Here is a 25,547-nt window from a genome sequence, read left to right on the forward strand (position 1 = left end):
GACTTTCTTTATCGGCTATACTAAAGGAATAGGAGGGATTAATTATGACAATTGAAAACCCAACTCGTACGGAAATTGGTGAAGTGTTAAAGAAAAGCAAAACAATTGCGGTTGTTGGATTATCAGATAAGCCAGAACGTACATCGTATATGGTTTCAAAAGCAATGCAAGATGCTGGATACCGCATTATTCCAGTTAATCCAACAGTAGATGAGGTGCTCGGAGAAAAGGCAGTTTCTTCACTAAAGGATATTAAGGAACACGTTGACATTGTAAATGTATTTCGTCGCTCAGAGTTTTTAATGGATGTTGCAAAAGAATTTGTAGAGATTGATGCAGATGTTTTTTGGGCACAATTAGGAGTACAAGATGAGGATACATATAAACTTTTAAAAGAAAAAGACTATACTGTAATAATGGATCGTTGTATTAAAGTAGAACATGCGATGACAAAATAGTATAGATTTAAAGGTAGAAAGATTGATTCAGCCCTCATTATAGATAAGTAGGGCCGATGAACGAGGTGTTCATCATGAGATTTTTTAAAGGCTGTTTTTGGGGATTGTTACTTGTAATCCCATTTTGGATCTTGATCATTTGGATCATAATAAAGGTTTGGAATGTGTAATCTTGGAATACATATCCATTTCTCGTTGACAAACGATTATTTTTCTGAAATAGTAGCCTAGAGGAATCCTTGTGAGAAAACAAGGATTTTTCTATTGAAAATGGTATATAAAAGAGATAAGATAACTTGCCAAAACGATAGTCGAGGCGTTATTCTATAATAGAAACATATGTTCTGATTTTGGATTAGGAAAGGGGCAAGGAGTTTGGCGAAGCATCAGTTCCAATATAATGAAGATGCGATTCAAGTGTTAGAAGGACTTGAAGCCGTTCGAAAACGCCCGGGTATGTATATCGGGAGCACGGACAGCCGTGGATTGCATCATTTAGTATATGAAATAGTAGATAACTCCGTTGACGAAGCGTTAGCGGGATTTGGCGACGAAATTTCAGTCGTAATACATAAAGATAATAGTATTAGCGTTATAGATAAAGGGCGAGGAATGCCTACGGGAATGCATAAACTTGGGAAACCTACACCTGAAGTTATTTTAACTGTACTTCATGCCGGTGGTAAGTTTGGTCAAGGTGGTTACAAAACGAGTGGTGGTTTACACGGTGTTGGGGCATCGGTTGTAAACGCCTTATCAGAATGGTTAGTCGTAACGATTAAGCGTGACGGAAATATTTACGAACAACGCTTTGAAAATGGCGGTGTTCCTGTAACGACGCTTGAGAAAATCGGGAAGACGAAAGAGTCTGGTACTACGATGCATTTCAAACCAGATACAACGATTTTCAGCACAACAAATTATAATTATGAAACATTATGTGAGAGATTACGTGAATCTGCATTCTTATTAAAAGGGATGAAAATCTCAATAAAAGATGAACGAAATGATTTAGAGGATGTATTTCATTATGAAACGGGAATTGAAGCTTTCGTTTCCTATTTAAACGAAGAAAAAGATTCCATTCATCCAGTTGTATATTTCACTGGTGAACAAAATGGAATTGAAGCAGAACTAGCATTTCAATTTAACGATGGCTACTCAGAAAACATTTTATCGTTTGTAAATAACGTACGTACAAAAGATGGTGGAACACACGAAGCTGGATTTAAAACAGCGATGACGCGTGTGTTTAACGAGTATGCTCGTAAAGTAGCACTATTAAAAGAAAAAGATAAAAACTTAGAAGGTACAGATATTCGTGAAGGTGTAGCGGCTATCGTTTCGGTACGTGTACCAGAAGAAGTGCTTCAGTTTGAAGGGCAAACGAAGGGGAAACTAGGTACAAGTGAAGCGCGTTCTTCAATTGATGCCATTGTATCTGAGCATTTAGCATACTTTTTAGAAGAAAATCCTGATGTAGCTACACTTCTTGTGAGAAAAGCAATTAAAGCAGCACAAGCACGTGAAGCAGCCCGTAAAGCAAGAGAAGAAGCGCGTAGTGGTAAGAAAAAGAAAAAATCAGAAGGTACGTTAAGCGGGAAATTAACACCTGCACAATCACGTAACCCGCAAAAAAATGAACTATACCTAGTAGAGGGTGACTCTGCCGGTGGTTCTGCAAAACAAGGACGAGACCGACGTTTCCAGGCCGTATTACCGTTACGTGGTAAAGTAATTAATACAGAAAAAGCAAAGCTTGCTGATATCTTTAAGAATGAAGAGATTAATACAATCATTTATGCGATTGGCGGCGGTGTAGGAAATGAATTTGATGTTGAAGATATTAACTACGATAAAGTTGTAATTATGACCGATGCCGATACGGATGGGGCTCATATTCAAGTATTGTTATTAACGTTCTTCTACAGATATATGAAGCCACTTATCGAAGCTGGTAAAGTATTTATCGCACTTCCCCCTTTATACAAAGTAAGTAAAGGAAAAGGTAAGAGTGAGGTAATTGAATACGCTTGGTCAGATGAGGAATTAGACGGTGTAACGAAAAAAGTTGGAAAAGGCTATATGTTACAACGTTATAAAGGACTTGGTGAAATGAATGCGGATCAATTATGGGAAACAACGATGAATCCTGAAACGCGTACATTAATTCGCGTGAAAATTGATGATGCAGCTAGGGCAGAGCGCCGCGTTACAACGTTAATGGGCGATAAAGTAGAACCGCGCCGTAAATGGATTGAACGTAATGTACAGTTTGGTATGCAAGAAGAAGGAAATATTTTAGAAAATGAAATGATTATGGAGACGGAGGTGGAATAACATGCAAGCAGAGAAGTTTCATGACCTCCCGCTTGAAGACGTGTTAGGTGATCGCTTTGCACGTTATAGTAAATATATTATTCAAGATCGTGCACTTCCAGATGCGCGTGATGGCTTAAAGCCAGTACAAAGACGTATTTTATATTCTATGTATGTAGAAGGTAATGTACATGATAAAGCGTTCCGTAAGTCAGCTAAAACAGTCGGTAACGTTATTGGTAATTATCATCCACATGGTGATTCCTCTGTATATGAGGCGATGGTACGTTTAAGCCAAACTTGGAAAGTACGTAATGTTTTAGTTGAAATGCATGGTAATAACGGTAGTGTTGACGGGGATCCAGCAGCAGCAATGCGTTATACGGAAGCTCGTTTATCACCAATTGCATCTGAGTTATTACGTGATCTTGATAAAGAAACAGTAGAATTCGTATCAAACTTTGATGATACGAGTGAAGAACCAGTTGTATTACCAGCAGCGTTCCCGAATTTATTAGTGAACGGATCTACAGGGATTTCCGCTGGTTATGCAACAGAAATTCCTCCGCATCATCTTGGAGAAGTTATTGATGCTACAATGATGCGTATTGATAAGCCAAATAGTACTGTTGATGATTTATTAACAGTTATGAAAGGACCAGATTTCCCAACAGGCGGTATTATTCAGGGGATTGATGGTATTAAAAAGGCGTATGAAACAGGTAAAGGTAAAATTATTATTCGCGGAAAAGCAGAAGTTGAAACAGTGCGTGGTGGGAAACAACAAATTGTAATCACTGAAATTCCTTACGAAGTGAATAAGGCAAACCTTGTAAAGAAAATGGATGAATTACGTCTAGATAAAAAGTTAGATGGTATTGCTGAAGTGCGTGATGAGACAGATCGTACTGGTTTACGAATTGTTGTTGAATTAAAGAAAGAAGCAAACGCCGAAGGTATTTTAAATTATTTATATAAAAATACAGATTTGCAAATTCCATATAACTTTAATATGGTAGCGATCAATAATCGTCGTCCAACACTTATGACATTACCGAAAATTTTAGATGCTTATATTGGACATCAAAAAGAGGTTATTACGAGACGTTCGCAATATGAATTAAGAAAAGCAGAAAATCGTCAACATATTGTAGAAGGTTTAAAGAAAGCATTATCGATTTTAGACCAAGTAATTGAGACAATTCGAGCTTCAAAAGATAAACGTAACGCGAAAGATAATTTAAGTGCAAAATTTGGTTTTACAGAAGCACAGGCAGAAGCAATTGTTTCCTTGCAATTATATCGCTTAACGAATACAGACATTACGGCGTTACAAGAAGAAGCAGATGAGCTTAATAAGAAAATTATTGAGCTACAGGCAATTTTACAAAGTGAAAAAAGATTACTTCAAGTAATTAAAACTGATTTAAAGAGAGTTAAGAAAACGTATAGTGATGATCGACGCGCGATTATTGAAGATCAAATCGAGGAAATTAAAATCGATGTAGAAGTGATGATCCCACAAGAAGATGTCATCGTTACTGTAACGAAAGAAGGATATGTGAAACGTACTGGATGGCGCTCACATAATGCCTCAAACGGCAAAGACTTCGGTATGAAAGAGGGTGACATCTTACTTGAACGATTCGATACGAATACGACAGAGACAGTCCTCTTATTTACGAATAAAGGAAACTATATATATCTGCCAGTATACGAAATGCCAGATATTCGTTGGAAAGATTTAGGTCAGCACGTTGCTAATATCGTTTCACTCGACCGGGATGAAACAATCATTTGGGCAACGGTTGTACCGAACTTTGAGGAAGAAAAACGATTTATCGTATTTGTAACACGAAATGGTATGATAAAGAAAACAGAATTAAATCAATATAAAGTTCAGCGTTATTCAAGGGCATTCGTTGCTGTAAACTTGAAAAAAGATGATGAAGTTGTCGATATATTTGCGACAGATGGAACGAGTGATATTGTTCTTGCTACACACGGTGCATATGCACTTATTTTCCATGAAGAGGAAGTAAGTCCAGTCGGGGTAAGAGCTGCTGGAGTGAAAGCAATTAATTTAAAAGAAGATGACTATGTCGCTTCTGGTAAACCGTTAAATGGTGACAAAGATCAACTTATTCTCGTAACACAGCGCGGTGCTGTAAAACGCCTAAAAGCATCAGAAATTGAGAAATCAACGAGGGCGAAGCGAGGTCTTGTTATTTTCAAAGAATTAAAACGTAATCCGTACCGCATTGTCGGTATTGAAATCGTTCGGGACGATGAATTAGTTTACATGAAGACAGAGAAAAACATTGTAGAAGAAATTGATCCGAAAGCGTATCGAAATAAAGACCGGTATAGTAATGGTAGCCTTGTGCTAGATGTTAATGATACTGGTGAAGTAGTAGAAACGTGGACGAAGAAAAGACCAGAATAAAGAGGGCATCTTGCTATGAATAGTAGCAAGATGCTTTTTTCTAGGCAATTTATTATGTAAATAATAATAATCTTGTTATAATAACTGAATGAAATCGTTCTCATAAAGTTCAACTAATCGGGCTTTAACAAGCAGTTGATTCCTCACCTAATTCCTTAGCTTTCACTGAATTTTGGGTTAGGAATCTTACTGCTCGTTAAAGCGGCACAAATGGAGGGGCAACATGAAAAAAATAGGTGTAGGGATTGTAGGATTTGGTTTTTCTAGTACGACATTTCATATCCCACTATTACAAACAATAGAAGAATATGATATTCGTGCTGTATTATCCTCAAAAGAAGAGGTAGTAAAAGACACATTACCAAACGCTAATGTTGTTAGTACAATTGATGAATTGGTGAAGCGAGCTGATGTTGACTTAGTTGTTATTACATCACCTAATACAACTCATTTTCCATATGTAAAAGAAGCAATTTTAAAAGGTAAGCATGTTGTTGTAGAAAAACCATTTGTTGTCTCAATTGAAGAAGGGGAAGAGCTTATTTCATTAGCAGAGCAGCATAATGTAATGTTAAGCGTATATCATAATCGTCGTTTTGATAATGATTTCTTAACAATTAAGAAATTGTTAGGAGAAAACAGAGTAGGGAATGTATACGCATATGAATCGAATTTTGATCGTTTCCGTCCACATGTACGTGATCGATGGAGAGAAAAAAATCTACCAGGCTCCGGTATATTATACGATTTAGGATCACATTTAATTGACCAAGCGTTATCAATATTCGGGAAACCAGATGCGATAAGTGCAGATGTAATAAAACAACGACCAGGTGCAGAGGTGGATGATTATTTCCACATAGTACTTCATTACGGAGTTAAACGTGTCATTTTACGTAGTAGCAGTTATGTGAAAAAAGCTGGACCACATTTTATAGTGCATGGAGAGAAAGGTTCTATCGTGAAGTACGGTATGGATTCGCAGGAAGAGCAATTAAAAAATGGAATGAAGCCAGGTGATAACGGTTATGGAGTAGACGATGAAGAGAATTTTGCTACTTTAGAAACAGAAGAAAGATTAGAGCGTATTCCAACAGAAGTCGGTTGTTATGACAATTATTATAAAGGTGTACGAGATAGTATATTAAATGGTGAGGAACTACCTGTAACAGCAAAAGAAGGTTTAGATGTTATTAAAATGATTCAATTAGCGATTGAAAGTAGTGAAAAGGGTAGAGTCATTTCTATAAAATAAAAAGACACGAAATTCGTGTCTTTTTATTAGGAATATGTGAATATGATTAATTAATTAGTTTAGTCGTTTATCATACATTAATTGGATTTGTATGCCATAAGGATCTTCAATAATACCATATGCTTCACTAAATATATTTTTTCTAGCGGAGAGATTATTTTCACATGCTTATCGGAAATTAAATTATTATAAAACCGTTGTATTTCTTCTAAATTAGCGCTTTGAATGCAAAGTGACATGTTATTTCCAACGTTATAACGTTCATTATGCTTCATTGTATCTTCTGCTATCATTAGCTTTGTATTCCCAATTTGTAAAACAGAGTGAGCAATATGATCTTTATTTTCACTTGTAATTTTAAAAGAACTATCTCTTTTCGCCAGTTCTTCATACGTAACAATCATTAATTTTTTGGCTTCTAAATTACGTGTATAAAAGTTAATTGCCTCCTTTGCTTGCCCGTTCATTGAAAGAAAAATAGCTATCTCTAATGTCATAAATATATAACTCCTTTATTAGTTGATAATTATAATATAGATTAAAAGGTTTCAATACATGATACCTTTTTGGGAGGGAAATATGAAAAAACTGAACGAATAAATGACATGCTTATTTTCTTAAATAATAAAAGATATTTTAATTTAAAAGATTTAATGGCTAGATATGATATTTCTAAAAGTACTGCGTTGCGAGATATTCAATCATTGGAAGAAATAGGTGTACCCATATATTCTGAATTAGGTAGAAATGGAAGTTATAAAATTATAGAAAATAGTGTGTTATCGCCAATTTATTTTAGTGTGGATGAAATGTATGCGTTATACTTTTCAATTCTTACGCTAAATGGATACAAGACAAAACCATTTAATGTAGAAAGTATTGCGCTTGAAAATAAATTTAAACATGTATTACCTGATAATGTGAGTAAAAATATTTCAATTATGGAACGAACGCTTTCCTTTGAAGTAACAAATCATAGTAATTTTAGTCCGTTCTTAAAAGAAATTTTACAGGGAATTTTTGCTGAGCAAGTTTATCATTTAACATATTTAAAAAAAGGTGAGGAGAAAGCATTGGTTGCCCAATTTATTCGAATAGAATCTAAATTTGGCCAGTGGTATGCTAAAATCTTTAATTTTGAGACAAATCATGTTCAAATAATTAGATGTGATAAAATTCTTTCTATTGTGGAAACAAGCAATGTTCATCCAAAAAATCTTGAAGAATTATTAAGTTATCTTACTACCTTTCACAGAAAGTCTGATGCAATTGATTTTAACGTCATTGTTAATCAAAAAGGAAAAGACATTTTTGATAAAGAGAATTACCCTTCCATGAGGTTGCAAAAGGAAAATGAAAATTACATTATAACAGGCTATTTTAACAAGCAAGAATCTGATTTTATTTCAAATTATTTTCTGAATTTCGGTGAAACGATTATTTCAATTCAGCCTGTTATGCTAAAAGAGTTAATCTATAATAAGGTGTTATCTATAAAGCAGCATTTAACTTCTTTAAGATAAAGTTAGTTTTAGCTATTTATTTGATATGAAAAAGCCCTTGAGATTTAAATATCCAAAGGGCTTTTTGGTGATTGTATTTGTTTTTTAGAAACAATTATTTTTCTGGGACGGACAGTCCATAAAAGAACATCGTAACGATATCTTTTATATGTTTTTCCCGATCTCCTTCAAGAAGTTGTGCTCCAAATTCATCACCTAATTTTGTAAACATTTGAATGTAAAGTAACATCATTTCTTTAGTAAGGTGTGGATTAATTTCGTTTTTGCGCTGAGCTTGTTCTAATATTTCTAAATACCAGGGTAGGATTTTTTCATTTTGATAACTATAAATAAACTTACGGAGTTCTTCGTCCCTTTGCATCATTTGTAGTAACATATCAGGTTGAAATAATCCGCCAGTATTCATTTTTCTTACAATCATTTTTTGCATCATATCATGAAAAGGTAATTTTTCTTCTGCAAGCTCTTTATAATATTGAAATTCAGATATGATAAATTCTTGTATAAGCTCCCTAAATAACGCATCTTTACTTCCGAAATGATTATAAATTGTAACTTGAGAAACGTTTGCTTCTTTTGCGATATGTTCTATTTTCACTTCATTAAATCCACGTTCTGAAAATAATACGAATGCTGCTTCTTTAATGGCACGCTTTTTCTTTTCTTTTACTCTTTCAAAGCCGTTCAATGCAATCACCTCACTTAAAATATACAAGAAAAAATAATGGAAAACAATAATTTTGAAATATGGACTAATAAATATTTCAAAAAGTTGTTGCGAATATGGAAGATGAGGAGTGCAATAATTTTGAAATATCAAACATTAAATATTTCAAAAAATGAGGTGGAATTATGATTTCAGTTCAAGATGTCACAAAACAGTTTTCGAATGGAAAAGGTTTGTTTCATATTACATTTGATGTAAAAGAGGGAGAAGTATTTGGTTATTTAGGACCGAATGGTGCCGGAAAATCAACGACGATTCGTAATTTAATGGGATTTATAAAACCGACAGCTGGTAAAGCGACAATTTTTGGATTAGATTGTTGGAATGAAGCAGCGAAAATTCAAAGGGAAGTTGGTTACTTGCCAGGTGAAATTTCTTTTATTGAAGGAATGAATGGATTAGAGTTTTTAAAATTAATGCAGGGAATGCGTGGATTAAAGGATACGAAAAAACGAGATGAACTGATAGAGCGTCTGCAATTTGATGTGAAAACACCGATTCGCAAAATGTCTAAAGGAATGAAGCAAAAAGTAGGGATAGTCGCTGCATTTATGCACGATCCAGAGGTGTTAATTTTAGATGAACCAACATCTGGACTTGATCCACTTATGCAACAAGTGTTTATAGATTTAATATTAGAGGAAAAGCAAAGAGGAAAAACAATCCTAATGTCATCACATATTTTTACTGAAATTGAGAGAACTTGTGACAGAGTAGCTATTATTAAAGATGGTCGACTCGTAACGGTTGAAAATATTCACGATTTACAAAGTATGAGAAGACAGGTGATAGATGTAACAGTATCATCACAAGAAGAGATTGAGTCCCTTACAAAGTGTAATTTGCAATTTGAAGCGGTAAAAGGTAGAGAGGCATCTATCATTGTACAAGGAAACTATCAAATTGTTTTACAAACACTTTCAAACTATAATGTAACGGCACTTCAAACGAGAGCGATGGATTTAGAACATTTATTTATGCATTATTACGATAAGAAAGAAGGGGTAACGCATGAATAAGCAATTATTTTTAGCTAGTTTGAAAGAAACACAAAAAAGTATTTTGAGTTATGCGTCTGGTGCAGCTTTATATCTGTGGTTATTAATTTGGATATTCCCGTCAATGGTATCAGCGAAAGGGCTAAATGAATTAATAGCTGCCATGCCTGATAGTGTGAAAAAAATCGTTGGTATGGAAAGTCCGATTCAAAACGTAATGGATTTTCTAGCGGGCGAATACTATAGTCTATTGTTTATTATCATTTTAACAATTTTTTGCGTAACAGTTGCGACACATTTAATTGCTCGTCATGTAGATAAAGGAGCAATGGCATACTTGCTAGCAACACCTGTATCTAGAGTGCAAATTGCGATTACACAAGCTGCTGTTCTCATATTGGGACTTCTAATTATTGTATCTGTTACGTATGTAGCTGGGTTAGTAGGTGCAGAATGGTTTTTACAAGATAACAACTTAAATAAAGAATTATTTTTGAAGATAAATGTAGTCGGAGGGCTCATATTTTTAGTCATTAGTGCGTATTCATTTTTCTTTTCTTGTATATGTAATGACGAAAGAAAAGCACTAAGTTATTCAGCGAGTTTAACTATTTTATTTTTCGTATTGGATATGGTAGGGAAGTTAAGTGATAAGTTAGAATGGATGAAAAACCTATCATTATTCACGCTGTTTCGTCCGAAAGAAATTGCTGAAGGATCATATAATATATGGCCGGTAAGTATAGGTTTAACTACTGTAGCGCTTTGTATTTTTATCGTAGCGATTGTATTATTTAGGAAGAGGGATTTACCGTTATAGAGTAGAAAGTCCACTGAGAAAGTGGGCTTTTTTTATTTGTAAATTTAAACTAGTATGTTTATCGCATAACACTTATAAAGGATATTTATCTTTTTAATTAAGAAAATATTCAAAAAAATGAACCTTTTTCTAGGTTCATACGTCTAATACATGTAAAGTTAAATTGGAAGTGATGAAGTGAGGATGAAACAGGAGGAGCAATTGTGAAAGTAATCCCTTTATATAAAATGATTGTAAAAGAAGAAACGGATGTTTCTTTAGCGAAAAAAGGTGATCATGAAGCCTTTATAGCGCTTATACATACAGAAAAAGCGAAGATGTATCGAATAGCAAAGGCGATGTTACGTGATGAGACAAATATAGAGGATGCGATACAGACAACAATTTTAAAAGCCTATGAAAATATAAAAAAATTAAAAAAAGAAGAATTTTTTCAAACTTGGTTAATTCGAATACTAATAAATGAGTGTAACAATATTATTAGAGCGTATAAAAATGTAATTGTGACAGAAGAGAATGATTACATTATGAGTGCGTGTGATCAGTATGAAGATATAGATTTGTGTAATGCGATTCAATCGTTACATGAAGAATTAAGAGCTGTTACGGTGCTTTATTACTATGAAGACATGCATCAAGAGAGTATAGCAAAGCTGTTAGAAATACCGAAAGGAACAGTGAAATCAAGATTATCACGTGCGAGGGAACAACTACAAAAACGATTAAAGATGGAATAGGGGGTGTAAAGGATGGATAATGAAAAATTATTTGATGAGAAATTAAAAAAGAGAATAAAAGATGAAAATGTTATAGTACCTCCAGAGTTAAATGAAAAGATTAATAGCACGCTACATAATCTTAAGGTAAAAAAGAAGAGTTACAAAATTCATATGATGATAATTAGTGCAGCGGTTTGTATACTTTCAGTGGTATCTATGACTGAGTTTTCTATACAAAGTTTTGCGCAAAATGGTGGAGTATTTGAATATGTAAAGAAAAAAGCGTTTTCTGATTATGAAAATGAAGAAGAAATAAAATCGAATGTACATTATCCAGATAAAGAAAAGATTCATCAAAAAATGCTAGATTCTATTGATTATTTTAAAAATATTTCAGGACAATTTGAGGAATATTCTAGCTCATCAAGAATTGCTACAACATATAAGTATGCGATTGATACGGAGAAACAAAGAGGTATCTCTTCGAAAGAAGATAAACTAGCCAAAAAACGAACAATTATATATAACGAGGGGAAGAAAAAAGAGTTTGATGATGAGAAGTATACCTATAAAGAGACAAAATGGAACCCGAAAGAAAGAAACAATGAACTATTAAAATTAAATCCTACGGAAAGGTTAGTGAGAAAATCAGATGAGAAAAAGAGATATGATGATGAATATGTAGGGCTAGCTAAATATAGTATTCAATCAGAATTCGCAGATTTATTAATTCGATATAAAGATTGGAATTATAAAGAAACGAAATATCTTGGATTAGATTGTTACAAAATTGAAGGAGTTATAAACATAGAGATGCCTGTTAGCACCTCTGAAGATTTAAGAGGGAAATTCGAAATGGTTGTGGAGAAAAATACAGGGATTATGTTGAAATTTCTTAGTTTTCAAGAAGGCTTGATTCAATATTCAGTTACGACTGAATGGATACAAATAGATAAGGGATTGAAAGAAAGTATGTTTCAAAAGGATAGCGCTAAATATGAAAAAATGAAAAACATATTGGATGAATAGAAACAGGAGGAGAGTAAATGGGGAATCATTCATCTTTAAGAGAAGAGAAAAATAAGCAAAAATATAAAAAGAAAAAGATAATAAGTTTACTACTGGCGGTATTACTATTTGGTGGAATTGGCTATGGGGCCTATGTATATATGAAAACTTCTAGTCTTGTACAAAAATCTAATTTGAATTTAGCACGAGGTGAAAAATCCAATTTACGTGAGAAATCTGTAAAGCCAATTGCAAATCATGTTTCACTTTTAATTATGGGAATTGATGAAAATCAAGAACGACAAAAGGAATATAATGGTGCATTTCATACAGATGCATTATTGTTAGCGACTTTTAATAAAGACGATAAAACAGTGAAATTAACGAGCATACCGCGTGATACATATACATATGTTCCAGTTGAAAAGAAAAAAGATAAAATAACCCATGCATATGGAAGTGGTTTCGTTAAAAATGGTAAAGATGGAGGACCGCAAGCTTCTGTGGAAGCGGTAGAAAAATTGTTACAGGTGCCTGTTGATTATTTTGTGAAATTTAATTTTGGTTCCTTTACTAAAATTGTTGATGGGTTAGATGGTATTGAAGTGGATGTCCCAGTTGAATTTACGGAGCAAAATAGTAAAGATGAACCTGATGCGATTCATTTGAAAAAAGGATTACAAAAATTAAATGGGGAAGAAGCACTTGCACTAGCAAGAACGCGCCATATTGATAGTGATGCAATGAGAGGACAGCGCCAACAACTTGTTATTGAAGCGATTTTAAGTAAATTAAAAAGTGTAGGATCGATTACGAAGCTAGAAAAAATAGTTGAGGCGGTTGATGGTGATTTTAAAACAAATTTAGTAATGGATGATATTTTATCTTTTTATAAATACGGTTTAAACGGTTCAGTTGAAAAAATACAATTAGCTGGTGATGATTTATACTTACCTAATGGCCCAAACGGGCAACGTGTATATTATTATAATCCTAATAAAAAAGATCTACAGAGTTTGAGTAATACTCTTAGAACACATCTAGGATTAAGTGAAAAACAGATTGAGGAGAATTAAAGCAGATGTAATGTCTGCTTTTTATTACGTTAAATAGTATGTCTTTTATTCGTGAATATTATATACTATTTTCAAGTTTAAGATAATAGTGTAACATAAAGTTATAGTTTAAGTTAAATAACAGGGGGGCTATTACATAGAATATATCATTAGCAATTATTGAAATAGTATGGGAGAAATGAAAATACAGGGGAGTATCAAAAATGAGAATCGTAAAGAATTTAACATTCCAAGTTATTGTGGCCATTATTTGTGGTATTGCAGTAGGGCAATTTGGCCGAGTGTTGGACAACAAATGAAGCCAATTGGTGAAACATTCATCAATATGATTAAAATGGTTATTGCACCGATTATCTTTTTAACAATTGTGCTCGGTATTGCAAGTATGGGAAGTATGAAAAAGGTAGGCCGTGTTGGTGGGAAGGCACTATTATATTTTGAAATTGTTACAACAGCGGCTTTAATTATTGGTATCATCGTAGCGAATGTTGTACGTCCAGGAGATGGATTAGATCCCTCAAAACTAAAAGGCGGAGATGTTTCGCAATATGTACAAAGTGGGCAAGAAATGAAATGGATGGATTTCTTTTTACATATCGTGCCGTCTAACATGTTTGAAGCATTTGCCAAAGGTGATATTTTACAAGTTCTGTTCTTCTCCATTTTATTCGGAGCAGGGTTAACGATGTTAGGAAAAAATGGACAACCGGTTATTGACTTTTTTGAAAGATTATCGAAAGTATTTTTTAACATTTTATCAATTGTAATGAAATTAGCACCAGTTGGAGCATTCAGTGGGATGGCATTTACAATTGGGAAGTATGGTTTAAGCACGCTCATACCACTTGGTAAATTAATGATTTGTGTATATGCGACAATGGCATTATTTGTTTTTATTGTTTTAAATTTTATTTGTAAATTGTATAAATTTAGTTTGTGGAAATATTTAGCGCATATTAAAGAAGAATTACTTATTGTTCTCGGGACATCATCGTCAGAATCAGTACTGCCGCGGATGATGACAAAGATGGAAGACTTCGGGTGTTCGAAGCCGGTAGTAGGTTTAGTCATTCCAACAGGTTACTCTTTTAACTTAGATGGAACAACGATTTATTTATCAATGGCAACTATATTTTTAGCGCAAGTTTTTCACGTCGATCTTTCACTAGGTCAACAATTAACTATAATAGCTATTTTGTTAGTTACATCTAAAGGAGCAGCAGCAGTAACCGGCGGGGGATTCATTGTACTAGCATCTACCCTATCGGCAATGAATGTTATCCCATTAGAAGGTTTAGCGTTATTACTTGGTGTAGATCGTTTCATGTCAGAAGCACGTGCTATCGTTAATTTAATTGGTAACGGTATTGCAACTGTAGTTGTTGCGAAAAGTGAAAATGAATTTGATGATGAGAAGTATACGAGAGTAGTAGAGGAAATGAAAAGAGAAAAAATGGTCGGGTAAAAAGTCAGCTTTGCTGACTTTTTTATTTTTGTAGAAAAGATGTTTTTAGATATATGCATTATTTATTAGCAATAATTAACAAGTATTCAAGTGGTAAATGAGATGAAAGTGATTAAAACAACGAATGTGTATGAATGCGAAATAAGGTTTGAACAAAATATGGAATTTTTATGAATATTACTGTAAAAAATAATTTTTTAAAAATTTTCAATAATAATACTTTACAAAAATTAAAAAATTAGTAGAATAAGAATTAGTAAGAATCGTCTGATAAATATATAGAGAAAAACAGAATTATCAGAAAATTCTTTAATAGCTATCGTTAAGAATTAGGGAGGGTACAAAATGAAAAAGAAACAAATGAAAAAACTAACAGCAGTTGTAGCACCGGTTTTAGCAATGAGCATGGCGTTAACAGCATGTTCTACATCAGGTGGAGATAAGAAGACAAGCACAAATTCTAGCTCTAGTGGAGATAGTAAATCAGGGGAAAAATTAGCAGCAAAACAAGTGTTAAATCGTACAGAAACAAATGAGATCCCAACAATGGATACTTCAAAAAATACAGATACATTAGGTTCTCAAATTTTAGGGAACACAATGGAAGGGTTATATCGATTAGATAAAGATAATAAACCAATCCCAGCTGCAGCAGAATCTAGTACGAAAAGTGAAGATGGTAAAAAATATACATTTAAACTACGTAAAGATGCAAAATGGTCAAATGGTGATCCTGTAACAGCAAAAGACTTTGCTTATGCATGGCAACGATTATTAGATCCAAAAACAACTGCAGAATATGCGTTTATCGCATTCCCAATTAAAAATGCAGAGGCGATTAATAAAGGTGAAAAACCAGTAACTGAACTAGGAGTTAAGGCGGTAGATGACTATACATTAGAAGTTGAATTAGAACAAGCGGTACCATACTTCTTAAACTTAGTAGCGTTCCCATCGTACTATCCATTAAATGAGAAGTTCGTAAAAGAAAAAGGTGATAAATACGGTTTAGAGTCTGATACAACAGTATATAACGGACCATTCGTTCTTACTGATTGGAAGCATGAGCAAGGCTGGAAACTAAAGAAAAATGATCAATATTGGGATAAAAAGACTGTAAAATTAGATGAAATCAACTATAGTGTAGTAAAAGAAATAAATACAAGGGTTAACTTATTTGATACAGGTGCAATTGATTTCGCACTTCTATCAGGTGAATTCGTTGACAAATATAGAAATAACAAAGAGGAGTTTGGCACATACTCACAAGTAAGTACATTCTTCTTACGTATGAATCAAAAACGTGGTGGACAAGATACACCATTAAAGAGTCAGAAATTACGTGAAGCAATCGCGCTTTCTATCGATAAGAAAAACTTAGCAAACGTTATTTTAAATGACGGATCTAAACCAGCAGACTTCTTAGTACCGAAAGGGTTAGCGACTGGACCAGACGGAAAAGACTTCCAAGAAACATTTAAAAATGGTATCAAACCAGATGCGAAAAAAGCTGCTGCGGCCTGGGAAGAAGCGAAAAAAGAACTTGGTAAAGACCAAGTTACAATTGAGTTATTAAACTATGATACTGGTAATGCGAAAAAAGTAGGGGAATATGTAAAAGACCAAATTGAGAAAAATTTAAAAGGTGTAACAGTTAATATTAAACTTCAGCCATTCAAACAAAAACTAAAACTAGAAACAGAGCAAGATTATGATTTATCATATGCTGGTTGGGGACCTGACTATGCTGACCCAATGACATTCTTAGATATGTTCCAGTCTAATCATTCTCATAACCAAATGAGCTTCGCTGATTCTAAGTATGATGATATGATTAAAAAAGCTGGCACTGAATTAATGGGTGACGCGAAGAAACGTTGGGAAGAGCTAGGAAAAGCTGAGAAATTACTTCTTGAGAAAGATGTAGCACTTGTACCTTTATACCAACGTGGTGATGCATATGTTCTAAAACAAAATATTAAAGGTATTGTAAAACATAATATCAGTCCGGAATATAGCTTTAAATGGGCATATGTAACTGAAAAATAATAGAGTTAAAAAAGCATTTCAAAGTAGCTAAGCTACTTTGAAATGCTTTTTTGTGAGCTTAAAATACTAATTTTTAGTATGGTTAAATAGAGGAGAATAAGGTGTATAGTATGTACATATAGTAGATGGGGATAAATCCTACTAAAACAAAAAGTCAGAATATTTAAAATTAAACTATTTACAAATGCGAAAAAAAGAGTAGAATAACATTAGTTGTAATTTTCCGAAAAATTAATCTTTAGTAAGGGGTCTCTCAAGGGTTGGTAATGTACATATAATTAGGGAGGGTACAAAAATGAAGAGAAAAAAGATGAAAAAGTTAACGGCAGTTGTGGTACCAGTTTTAGCGATGAGTGTTGCATTGACAGCATGTTCTGTGTCAGGTGGGGAAAAGAAAACGACTACTACATCAAATAGTGGGGAAGAAAAAAAATCTGATATTAAATATGCAGCGAAACAAGTATTAAATCGTACGGAAAACCAAGAAATTCCGACAATGGATACTTCTAAATCTACTGATACATTAGGTGCGCAAATTTTAGGGAACACGATGGAAGGCCTATATCGCCTTGATAAAGATAATAAGCCAATTCCTGCTGCGGCAGAGTCTAGTACGAAAAGTGAAGATGGTAAAAAGTATACGTTTAAACTGCGAAAAGATGCAAAATGGTCAAATGGTGATCCTGTAACAGCGAAAGATTTCGTTTTCGCATGGCAGCGCTTACTTGATAAGAATACTGCGGCAGAATATGCATTTATTGCTTACTATATTAAAAATGCAGAAGCGATTAATAAAGGGGAAAAACCTGTAACTGAATTAGGAGCGAAGGCGGTAGATGATTACACGCTAGAAGTAGAATTAGAAAAACCGGTACCGTATTTCTTAAATTTATTAGCATTCCCATCATACTATCCATTAAATGAAAAATTCGTAAAAGAAAAAGGTGATAAGTACGGTTTAGAAGCAGATACAACTGTGTATAACGGTCCATTCGTTATGTCTTCATGGAAACATGAACAAGGTTGGCAGCTGAAGAAAAATGATAAGTACTGGGATAAAAAGACTGTGAAATTAGAAGAAATTAACTATAGTGTAGTAAAAGAGGTTGCAACGAAAGTAAACTTATATGATACAGGATCAATTGATTTTACATTACTATCAGGAGAGTTTGTAGATAAATATAAATCGAACAAAGAAGAATATGGTGAGTATGCGGAATCAAGTACATTCTTCTTACGTTTAAATCAAAAACGTAACGGACAAGATACACCTTTAAAGAGCAAAAAACTACGTGAAGCAATTGCATTATCAGTTGATAAAAAAGGATTGGCAAATGTAATTTTAAATAATGGATCAAAAGCAACAGATCAATTGGTTCCAAAAGGACTTGCGACAGGGCCAGATGGTAAAGATTATCAAGATACATTTAAAAATGGTCTGAAATATAATCCGAAAAAAGGAGCAGCAGCTTGGGAAGCGGCGAAAAAAGAACTTGGAAAAGATCAAGTGACAATTGAATTACTAAGTTATGATGATGGAACTGCGAAAAAGATTGCTGACTATGTAAAAGATCAAATTGAGAAAAATTTAAAAGGTGTAACGATTAATACGAAAATTCAGCCATTCAAACAAAAATTAAAATTAGAAACTGCGCAAGATTATGAAATTTCTTATGCAGGTTGGAGTCCAGACTATGCGGATCCAATGACATTTATTGATATGTTTGAATCGAAGAGCCCGTACAACCAAATGAGTTATTCAAATCCAAAATACGATGAAATGGTAGGAAAAGCAGGTAATGAATTAATGAGTGATGCGAAAAAACGTTGGGAAACGTTAGGGAAAGCTGAAAAATTATTCCTTGAAGAAGATGCAGGGTTAGTTCCTTTATATCAAACAGGAAGATCGTACGTAATGAAACCGAATGTAAAAGGAATTGTGAAACATAACATCAGTCCAGAATATAGCTTTAAGTGGGCGTATGTAACTGAGGATGGCGGAAAAAAATAAAGTGAAAGCATTTCAAAAGTGGCTGAGCTGCTTTTGAAATGCTTTTTAGTATGTATAAGGGAATAAATCTCTTTAGCCTATTGAGAATTGGATAGGTGATTAGGAAGGTTCTATCTGAGGAAATTAGAGAGGTCAGTAAGTGGTAAGAAAGATGAATGATAGTAAGAGACCTCATGCTAATAAGAAAAATATAGAATGTAGTAATAGAGTGGAATAAGAGAAGGGATGTTTACATATAGTAGACGGGGGATAATTCATATAGTAGTTAAAACAACAAGATACTATAATAAAAAATAAATATTTAGAAAATTTACAAAAATACTTTACAAAATTTAAAAAACAGTAGAATATTAATTAATAAGAATTTTCTGATAACGAAAGTTAGTAGAGAATTTCTAAATGTTAATATCGTACATATAATTGGGGAGGGTACAAAAAAATGAAGAGAAAAAAGATGAAAAAATTTACAGCGGTCGTAGCACCAGTTTTAGTAATGAGTATGGCATTAACAGCTTGCTCTGGATCAGGAGATAAAGAGAAGGCAAGCACAACACCAAAAAGCGGTGAAAAAGAAGGCGGAAAGCTAGCGGCGAAGCAAGTGCTTAATTTAACAGAGTCTCAAGAGATTCCATCTATGGACTCTGCTAAAGCGACAGACCAAGTATCGTTTCTAGCTTTAAACAACGTAATGGAAGGTTTATATCGACTTGATAAAGATAATAAAGCAACACCAGGAGTTGCTGAATCATATAAAAAGAGTGATGATGGTAAAAAATACACATTTACATTAAATAAAAATGCAAAATGGTCAAATGGAGAGCCTGTAACAGCGAAGGATTTCGTGTTTGCTTGGAAACGTGCGGTAGATAAAAATACAGCAGCAGAATATGCATACATTATGTTTGATTTGAAAAATGCACAAGCGATTAATGAAGGAAAAGCTGAACTAGATACGTTAGGAGTAAAAGCTGTAGATGACTATACGTTAGAAGTAGAATTAGAAAATCCAGTTCCTTACTTTGTAGAATTAACTTCATTTGGAACATTTTATCCATTAAACGAGAAATTTGTAAAAGAAAAAGGAGAAAAGTACGGTTTAGAATCAGATACGACGTTATACAATGGACCGTTTACATTAACAGACTGGAAACATGAAGAAGGTTGGAAGTTAAAGAAAAATGCACAATATTGGGATAATAAAACAGTTAAGTTAGATGAAATCAACTTTGACGTAGTAAAAGATAGCGGTACACGTGTTAACTTATATGAAAGTGGACAAATCGATCGTTCAGGACTTACATCTGAATTTGTTGACAAATATAAATCAAACCCCGACTTCTTTACACAAAAAACACCGTCAACATTCTTCTTACGCTTAAACCAAAAACGTGGTGGGCAAGATACAGTGTTAAAGAGCAAAGATCTACGTTTAGCGATTGCAAAAGCGTACGATAAAAAAGGCTTAACGAATGTAATTTTAAATGATGGTTCTACACCTGCAGATTATTTAGTGCCAAAAGAATTTGCTAAGAGCCCAGATGGAAAAGACTTCCGTAAAGAAAATGGAGATATTTTAAAAACAGATGTGAAAAAAGCAAAAGAGCATTGGGAAAAAGCGAAAAAAGAGCTTGGAAAAGATGCAATTACAGTAGAACTATTAAACTATGATGGTGATGGTGCGAAAAAAGTAGGAGAATTCTTAAAAGGAGAACTTGAGAAAAACCTACCAGGTTTAACGGTGAATTTGAAAAACCAGCCATTTAAACAAAAGTTAAAATTAGAATCAGATCTAGATTATGATTTATCTTACGCTGGTTGGGGGCCTGACTACTTAGATCCAATGACATTCATTGATATGTTTGTTACAAATGGCCCTCATAACCAAACAGGATATTCAAATCCTAAATATGATGAGATTGTACAAAAAGGTAAAGGTGAGCTATTAACGAAAACGAAAGAGCGTTGGGATAGCTTACTGAAAGCGGAGAAAATGTTATTGGAAGATGCTGTAATTGCACCATTATATCAACGTGGTGATGCTATCGTTCAAAGACCTAAAGTAAAAGGTATTGTTCACCATCCAGTTGGTGGAGACTACAGCTATAAATGGGCATATATTACAGAGGATAAGTAAGATGAGGGGCGTACAATACGCCCTTTTTTCTATGCACTTTTCTTCCTTGCTCGAATATATAAAATAAAAAAGGGAGAATCCCATGAAGCGAAACACATACATCGATTTCCTAGCTTATTACGGAATAGGAAGCGCTCATCCTGGTGGCTTTACGTTAACAAAACAATTGTTAGCACAACTGCCTTTTAAATATGGAGCGAATGTCCTTGAGATAGGTTGCGGTACGGGGAAAACAGCGGCATATATGACAAGGGAATTTGGTTATAAAGTAACAACGGTTGAAAAGAATGAAATTATGATTCAAAAGGCAAAAGATAGATGGTTGTTTGAAGGGTTAGCTATACAATTAATTGAAGGAAATGTGGAGCATTTACCGTGTTTGAATAACTCATTTGAGTTCGTACTTGGAGAATCAATCATCGCTTTTACAGACAAAGAAAGGGTTATCTCGGAGTGTTATCGTGTATTACAGCAGGACGGTAAGCTTGTTGTCATTGAAATGATTATTGATAGGCACATTGATAAGGGTGAGGAAGAAAAAATCGCCCAATTATATGGTATGAAAGAATTATTAACGGAGAATGAGTGGGTACAATTATTTCAGAAAGCAAATTTTAAAAGAATTACAATTGCTGGCGGTGGCACGATTGCAGAAACGATCTCTGGCTATGTAGAAGAGCCAGAATGGAATGTATCCTCACATATTCCGAATGAGTTATATGAGGCGTGGGTACAGCATGAAAATATACGGCTTATGTACCAACACATTTTAGGGCATCGTATTTTTATATGTGAAAAATAAAGAAAAAGAGTTGGCTAAAGGTAGCCAACTCTTTACTATGTTAAATGAAAAATAATGCAGCTAATGTAATTCCGAAGATGAAACCAAATCCGAGTTCAACACCCCAGCCACAACTGCCGCCTCCCCAGCCACCGCAACCACAACTACTACAACCACGACCACCACATCCGCAGCTGCTGAATCCACCACCGCATCCGAATCCACAACTATCACACCTGCTAAGGCCTCCACAAAGGTCACAACCACCGTTTGCATAAGCGTCATAGTAGCCGAATCCTGAATCAAAAGATGAGCGCTGTTGCACCGGTTCAATCCATACAGAGCTTTGTGTCACATCGATTATTTTCCCTAAATGTATACGGCCATCACGGTCTTCAATCCGAACAACTTTTCCGAAGTAACGTCGGCATGTATCATAACATTTTTGTCTATGCATGTTCTTTCCTCCTTCCGCATTACAGTAATACGATATGTAAGGGGGACAAGTGCGGCTTGTACGAATGCCCTATCTATCATAATTGTTATAGGAAAGGGGAAATATAAGAAGAGGATATATAAGGAGGAAAAGGCATGAAATCTACAAATCAGTTTCAGACATACGAAGTACCGTGGGAAGAATTTATTGAAGCGTTGCGAGAGGAAATGAAGAAGCAAGTAGGGGCAGATATTATTGATACAGTAGTTTGCAATTTAGAAGATGGTTTTGAAGTGTATACATATGTGCAGGGGGATTTAGATTTTGAATATAAGGAAGCGCTTGAGAGAAAATACGGAAGTGATGCGAAGACACCTAATGTGTTAACGATAATGTTATTAGCTAGTATTTATAATACAAGTGAAGAGAATATACGCTTGCATGCGGATCATAAAGAGAATCCGATTGTTGAAGTGTATGTAAAGCAAGGAAACACGCTGTGAAAGGCGTGTTTTTTAATTGTATGATAAAATGTTAGAAAATTAAGAAATAAGGTGATGAATTGGGAATTAAACATCTTAATTTAACAGTTGCAGATGTAGTAGCTGCAAGAGAGTTTTTAGAAAAGTATTTTGGCTTAACTTGTAGTGGAACAAGGGGGAATGCCTTTGCAGTTATGCGTGATAATGATGGATTTATACTAACGTTAATGAAAGGAAAAGAAGTTCAGTATCCAAAAACATTTCATGTAGGATTTCCACAAGAAAGTGAAGAACAAGTAGATAAGATAAATCAAAGATTGAAGGAAGATGGATTTTTGGTCCAGCCTCCTAAGCATGCCCATGCGTATACGTTTTACGTTGAAGCACCTGGTGGATTTACAATAGAAGTGATGTGTTAAGTTAAAAATCAAACTTTTTGTCATGTGTTTTTAAAATAAAAAGTAGGAAAAGTCTGTTTTAAGCGTGGAGCTTAAACAGGCTTTTTTACTTATATAATTGGATAGAGAATGCTAGAAGGAATATTACCAAGTGTATGATCTGTTTACATAATAAAGTTATGGTGGGTTAGTTGTCCTAAAATACAAGTCATATATCTTGTTTCCTCTCATAAATTTAAACATAGGAATTTGTCTACAAAGGTGGCGAAGCCTCATCATGAAAATTCGAATTTGTGCCACATTCATGTTGTTTCTATTTATATGGTTACATCCTTTTTGGACTTTTGCAAAAGGAGAGGAGGCAAAGGAAAGGGTCGTTTCACTTGTATATGATGATTCGGGCAGCATGAGAAATAACGATCGCTGGAAATATGCCAATTATGCTTTGCAAAGTTTAGTTGCGCTATTAGATGAAAAAGATAAATTTTCTTACGTTCCAATGAGTAAGCCGAATGATCCATTAAACATTTCGTTAGCGAAGGATAAGAGACAAATGGAAATTGAGGGAATTGGAGCGTGGAAAACGTATTTAAATACTCCATTTAGCGCGGTAGAAACGGCGATGCAATCTATAAAAAAGGAAGCAGATATAGATGGGAAGCGTGAATTTTGGCTTATTGTCTTAACTGACGGGGCATTTAATGATTTAGAGAAAGATAAGGTTGGCGGAAAAGAACAAATTACACAAAAGTTAGCACAGTTTAAGAAGGATATGGATGCAAAAAAGATATCGCTACATCCAATTTTAATTACGATGGAAGAGGATTTAGGGCAACAAGAAAAAGCACAACTAAATACGTTTAAAGAAATATGGAAGAAAGAGCTCAACGGGGTTACGATGCCATCTAGTGGAGAGGATGGGATTGTAAAAAGCGTCAATCAAGTGGCAGCATTAGTTGCAAATCGTGATCCGTTCTCTTCCGTTGAATCGATTGTAAAAACGAAAGTAATAGGGAAGAAAGTAGAGATTACAACACCATTTCCGTTAAAACGTATGACACTTGTACGACAATCGCCTTCTTTGCCCGATTATCAGGTCACACAAATTTCTAAACCATTACAATTACAATCTTCTTTTTCCATACATGCACCAGGTGAAGCGAAATTGTTCGGAAATATAGTTCATATCAGTACGGAAAATGAAGAAGTTATTAAACCAGGAACGTATACGATAGAAGTGGACCGAGATATTGAGAAAGAAGGATTACAAGTACTAGTCGAACCGGCACTTAATTATACTGTTTCTACTTATGACAAAGAGGATAAGGATAGAAAAAATGTTGAGGAAATGTATGAAGATGTGACAGCTGTTATTCAAGCAAAACCTACTGAGTTGCCAGTTCAGTCTTCTTACTTTCAGGCAGAAGTAGAAATAGACGGGAAGCAATATGCGATGAAGTGGGACGATAAAAGACATGTATTTTATTACGAAACGAAGCTTACTAAAGGGTTAGTACGCGGGAAAGTTCATATGAACATAAAGGGGTTTTACAGACAGACGAAAGAATTTAAAATCGAAACAACGAAAAAGCCTAAATTATCACTTCAAACTGTCACGAAAGATTATGAAGAAAAAGTAACAAATTTAGAGAATAGTAAACCATTTATTATACAACCACAGTTAGATGATAAGCCGATGACAGAAGAGGCTGTAAAAAAACTATTAAAATCTACTGGTGTCACATCTAAACAATCAATCAATTATGAAATAAAGCAACATGGAAATCAAATCTATGTTTATCCTCGTCCCTATTACTCCGACACATTTAATTTTACAGATACCGGCACCGTAGAAGCTACCATCGTAATGCAGGATTCAAAGTTACAAGAAGTAAAGAAAAACATAACATTCCATATTCAAGATGCTCCGTTTTATGAAAAATATGCGCTTATTTTTAAGTTTGTCATTCCTATCACTTTATTACTGCTAGTAGTAGGAATCATTGTTTTAGGATGGATTATTCGGCCAAGATTTCACCGGAAAGCACTACTGTATTATGAATGGGATCAAGAGGTAGCGAAAGATTGGCTATATCAATCTGAACCAGAATTACTTCGAAATAAATGGTGGAACCATTATTTTGGTATTCCGTATAGAGCAGAAAGAAAAACCGTGCAATCCGTTACGTTTATAGCGAAGAAAGGTTCGAAATCTGTCTTTGTAGCGAAAGAATCACAAGTAGTTGGAATGATTATTGATGGAATGTTTATAGCAGAGGATGAAGTAGGAATGGAACATAAGACACTATATCCAAATGAACTTTTACTAATTGATAGGGGATATGGTAAAGAGATTTACAAGTACGAATGTGAATAGTAGGTAGGGATAAGAAGGGGATGGAGTATTAATCCTCTTTCCCTTTTTTCCAACAAGCAAGAATA

Annotated in this window: 19 protein-coding genes and 2 pseudogenes; 18 read left to right on the forward strand and 3 right to left on the reverse strand. The window is 34.3% G+C overall.

Annotated features, from left to right (window positions below; genetic code table 11):
- Nucleotides 1-44 precede the first annotated feature (44 nt).
- From IQ781_RS25445 to IQ781_RS25460, 4 genes are all read left to right on the forward strand, one after another.
- Nucleotides 45-458 carry a CoA-binding protein gene (locus tag IQ781_RS25445; protein WP_000151390.1) on the forward strand — a complete coding sequence of 138 codons (414 nt, stop codon included), beginning with the start codon at nt 45-47 and terminating at the stop codon, nt 456-458.
- Between the two features lie 375 nt (nt 459-833).
- The gene (gene parE, locus IQ781_RS25450; RefSeq protein WP_001062202.1) at nt 834-2,798 is read left to right on the forward strand and encodes a DNA topoisomerase IV subunit B; all 1,965 of its coding nucleotides are present in this window, start codon (nt 834-836) and stop codon (nt 2,796-2,798) included.
- Nucleotide 2,799: 1 nt separating this feature from the next.
- Nucleotides 2,800-5,223 carry a DNA topoisomerase IV subunit A gene (gene parC, locus IQ781_RS25455; protein ID WP_001147464.1) on the forward strand — a complete coding sequence of 808 codons (2,424 nt, stop codon included), beginning with the start codon at nt 2,800-2,802 and terminating at the stop codon, nt 5,221-5,223.
- Between the two features lie 223 nt (nt 5,224-5,446).
- Nucleotides 5,447-6,478 carry an oxidoreductase gene (locus IQ781_RS25460; RefSeq protein ID WP_139846887.1) on the forward strand — a complete coding sequence of 344 codons (1,032 nt, stop codon included), beginning with the start codon at nt 5,447-5,449 and terminating at the stop codon, nt 6,476-6,478.
- A gap of 54 nt (nt 6,479-6,532) precedes the next feature.
- On the opposite strand, the pseudogene IQ781_RS25465 reads toward IQ781_RS25460, so the two are convergent.
- Nucleotides 6,533-6,975, reverse strand: a pseudogene (locus IQ781_RS25465) (VOC family protein).
- Between the two features lie 108 nt (nt 6,976-7,083).
- Here IQ781_RS25465 and IQ781_RS25470 point away from each other — a divergent pair.
- Nucleotides 7,084-8,001, forward strand: a complete 918-nt coding sequence (locus IQ781_RS25470; protein WP_242808318.1) for a helix-turn-helix transcriptional regulator — start codon at nt 7,084-7,086, stop codon at nt 7,999-8,001.
- A 94-nt stretch (nt 8,002-8,095) separates the two neighbouring features.
- Here the strand turns inward: IQ781_RS25470 and IQ781_RS25475 are convergent, their stop codons facing one another.
- The gene (locus IQ781_RS25475; protein WP_002041614.1) at nt 8,096-8,698 is read right to left on the reverse strand and encodes a TetR/AcrR family transcriptional regulator; all 603 of its coding nucleotides are present in this window, start codon (nt 8,696-8,698) and stop codon (nt 8,096-8,098) included.
- 155 nt (nt 8,699-8,853) lie between these two features.
- Here IQ781_RS25475 and IQ781_RS25480 point away from each other — a divergent pair, with 155 nt between their 5' ends.
- The 10 genes and pseudogenes from IQ781_RS25480 (at nt 8,854) to IQ781_RS25525 (ending at nt 21,810) form a co-directional block, all read left to right on the forward strand.
- Nucleotides 8,854-9,747, forward strand: a complete 894-nt coding sequence (locus IQ781_RS25480; protein ID WP_063220814.1) for an ABC transporter ATP-binding protein — start codon at nt 8,854-8,856, stop codon at nt 9,745-9,747.
- Complete coding sequence (locus IQ781_RS25485; RefSeq protein ID WP_001041427.1) at nt 9,740-10,546, forward strand: ABC transporter permease subunit; 807 nt, start codon at nt 9,740-9,742, stop codon at nt 10,544-10,546. Before IQ781_RS25480 ends, IQ781_RS25485 begins: the two co-directional genes overlap by 8 nt.
- A 203-nt stretch (nt 10,547-10,749) precedes the next feature.
- Nucleotides 10,750-11,283, forward strand: a complete 534-nt coding sequence (locus IQ781_RS25490) for a sigma-70 family RNA polymerase sigma factor (RefSeq protein WP_000864729.1) — start codon at nt 10,750-10,752, stop codon at nt 11,281-11,283.
- Nucleotides 11,284-11,295: 12 nt separating this feature from the next.
- The gene (locus tag IQ781_RS25495; RefSeq protein ID WP_063220815.1) at nt 11,296-12,294 is read left to right on the forward strand and encodes a hypothetical protein; all 999 of its coding nucleotides are present in this window, start codon (nt 11,296-11,298) and stop codon (nt 12,292-12,294) included.
- Nucleotides 12,295-12,311: 17 nt separating this feature from the next.
- Nucleotides 12,312-13,349: an LCP family protein gene (locus tag IQ781_RS25500; RefSeq protein WP_000526726.1), complete on the forward strand. Its 1,038-nt coding sequence runs from the start codon at nt 12,312-12,314 to the stop codon at nt 13,347-13,349.
- A gap of 203 nt (nt 13,350-13,552) precedes the next feature.
- Nucleotides 13,553-14,814, forward strand: a pseudogene (locus IQ781_RS25505) (dicarboxylate/amino acid:cation symporter).
- 345 nt (nt 14,815-15,159) lie between these two features.
- Nucleotides 15,160-16,863 (forward strand): peptide ABC transporter substrate-binding protein, encoded by a 1,704-nt coding sequence (locus tag IQ781_RS25510; protein WP_000730163.1) that lies wholly within the window; start codon nt 15,160-15,162, stop codon nt 16,861-16,863.
- Nucleotides 16,864-17,158: 295 nt separating this feature from the next.
- Entirely contained in the window at nt 17,159-18,874 is a 1,716-nt protein-coding gene (locus IQ781_RS25515; protein WP_063220816.1) for a peptide ABC transporter substrate-binding protein, read from the forward strand.
- A gap of 439 nt (nt 18,875-19,313) precedes the next feature.
- The gene (locus IQ781_RS25520) at nt 19,314-21,008 is read left to right on the forward strand and encodes a peptide ABC transporter substrate-binding protein (protein ID WP_000823435.1); all 1,695 of its coding nucleotides are present in this window, start codon (nt 19,314-19,316) and stop codon (nt 21,006-21,008) included.
- Nucleotides 21,009-21,090: 82 nt separating this feature from the next.
- Nucleotides 21,091-21,810 carry a class I SAM-dependent methyltransferase gene (locus IQ781_RS25525; RefSeq protein ID WP_000828243.1) on the forward strand — a complete coding sequence of 240 codons (720 nt, stop codon included), beginning with the start codon at nt 21,091-21,093 and terminating at the stop codon, nt 21,808-21,810.
- A gap of 40 nt (nt 21,811-21,850) precedes the next feature.
- Here the strand turns inward: IQ781_RS25525 and IQ781_RS25530 are convergent, their stop codons facing one another.
- Nucleotides 21,851-22,246 carry a hypothetical protein gene (locus IQ781_RS25530; RefSeq protein ID WP_033695952.1) on the reverse strand — a complete coding sequence of 132 codons (396 nt, stop codon included), beginning with the start codon at nt 22,244-22,246 and terminating at the stop codon, nt 21,851-21,853.
- Between the two features lie 134 nt (nt 22,247-22,380).
- On the opposite strand from IQ781_RS25530, the gene IQ781_RS25535 reads away from it, so the two are divergent.
- From IQ781_RS25535 to IQ781_RS25545, 3 genes are all read left to right on the forward strand, one after another.
- On the forward strand, nt 22,381-22,728 hold the full coding sequence (locus tag IQ781_RS25535) for a hypothetical protein (protein WP_063220817.1): 348 nt from the start codon (nt 22,381-22,383) through the stop codon (nt 22,726-22,728).
- Between the two features lie 59 nt (nt 22,729-22,787).
- Nucleotides 22,788-23,126, forward strand: a complete 339-nt coding sequence (locus tag IQ781_RS25540) for a VOC family protein (RefSeq protein WP_033695953.1) — start codon at nt 22,788-22,790, stop codon at nt 23,124-23,126.
- Nucleotides 23,127-23,382: 256 nt separating this feature from the next.
- Nucleotides 23,383-25,482, forward strand: a complete 2,100-nt coding sequence (locus tag IQ781_RS25545; RefSeq protein WP_000702081.1) for a vWA domain-containing protein — start codon at nt 23,383-23,385, stop codon at nt 25,480-25,482.
- The last annotated feature ends 65 nt before the right edge of the window (nt 25,483-25,547 follow it).

Source organism: Bacillus sp. N447-1, assembly GCF_022701035.1.
Taxonomy (GTDB): domain Bacteria; phylum Bacillota; class Bacilli; order Bacillales; family Bacillaceae_G; genus Bacillus_A; species Bacillus_A cereus.

What these genes read in the sequence shown, in the direction of transcription:
- IQ781_RS25520 (WP_000823435.1), top strand. Translation starts at nt 19,314, where the DNA reads ATGAAGAGAAAAAAGATGAAAAAATTTACAGCGGTCGTAGCACCAGTT.
- IQ781_RS25485 (WP_001041427.1), top strand. Translation starts at nt 9,740, where the DNA reads ATGAATAAGCAATTATTTTTAGCTAGTTTGAAAGAAACACAAAAAAGT.
- IQ781_RS25495 (WP_063220815.1), top strand. Translation starts at nt 11,296, where the DNA reads ATGGATAATGAAAAATTATTTGATGAGAAATTAAAAAAGAGAATAAAA.
- IQ781_RS25470 (WP_242808318.1), top strand. Translation starts at nt 7,084, where the DNA reads ATGCTTATTTTCTTAAATAATAAAAGATATTTTAATTTAAAAGATTTA.
- IQ781_RS25545 (WP_000702081.1), top strand. Translation starts at nt 23,383, where the DNA reads ATGAAAATTCGAATTTGTGCCACATTCATGTTGTTTCTATTTATATGG.
- IQ781_RS25510 (WP_000730163.1), top strand. Translation starts at nt 15,160, where the DNA reads ATGAAAAAGAAACAAATGAAAAAACTAACAGCAGTTGTAGCACCGGTT.
- IQ781_RS25515 (WP_063220816.1), top strand. Translation starts at nt 17,159, where the DNA reads ATGAAGAGAAAAAAGATGAAAAAGTTAACGGCAGTTGTGGTACCAGTT.
- IQ781_RS25445 (WP_000151390.1), top strand. Translation starts at nt 45, where the DNA reads ATGACAATTGAAAACCCAACTCGTACGGAAATTGGTGAAGTGTTAAAG.
- IQ781_RS25460 (WP_139846887.1), top strand. Translation starts at nt 5,447, where the DNA reads ATGAAAAAAATAGGTGTAGGGATTGTAGGATTTGGTTTTTCTAGTACG.
- IQ781_RS25530 (WP_033695952.1), bottom strand. Translation starts at nt 22,246, where the DNA reads ATGCATAGACAAAAATGTTATGATACATGCCGACGTTACTTCGGAAAA.
- IQ781_RS25535 (WP_063220817.1), top strand. Translation starts at nt 22,381, where the DNA reads ATGAAATCTACAAATCAGTTTCAGACATACGAAGTACCGTGGGAAGAA.
- IQ781_RS25500 (WP_000526726.1), top strand. Translation starts at nt 12,312, where the DNA reads ATGGGGAATCATTCATCTTTAAGAGAAGAGAAAAATAAGCAAAAATAT.
- IQ781_RS25480 (WP_063220814.1), top strand. Translation starts at nt 8,854, where the DNA reads ATGATTTCAGTTCAAGATGTCACAAAACAGTTTTCGAATGGAAAAGGT.
- parC (WP_001147464.1), top strand. Translation starts at nt 2,800, where the DNA reads ATGCAAGCAGAGAAGTTTCATGACCTCCCGCTTGAAGACGTGTTAGGT.
- IQ781_RS25525 (WP_000828243.1), top strand. Translation starts at nt 21,091, where the DNA reads ATGAAGCGAAACACATACATCGATTTCCTAGCTTATTACGGAATAGGA.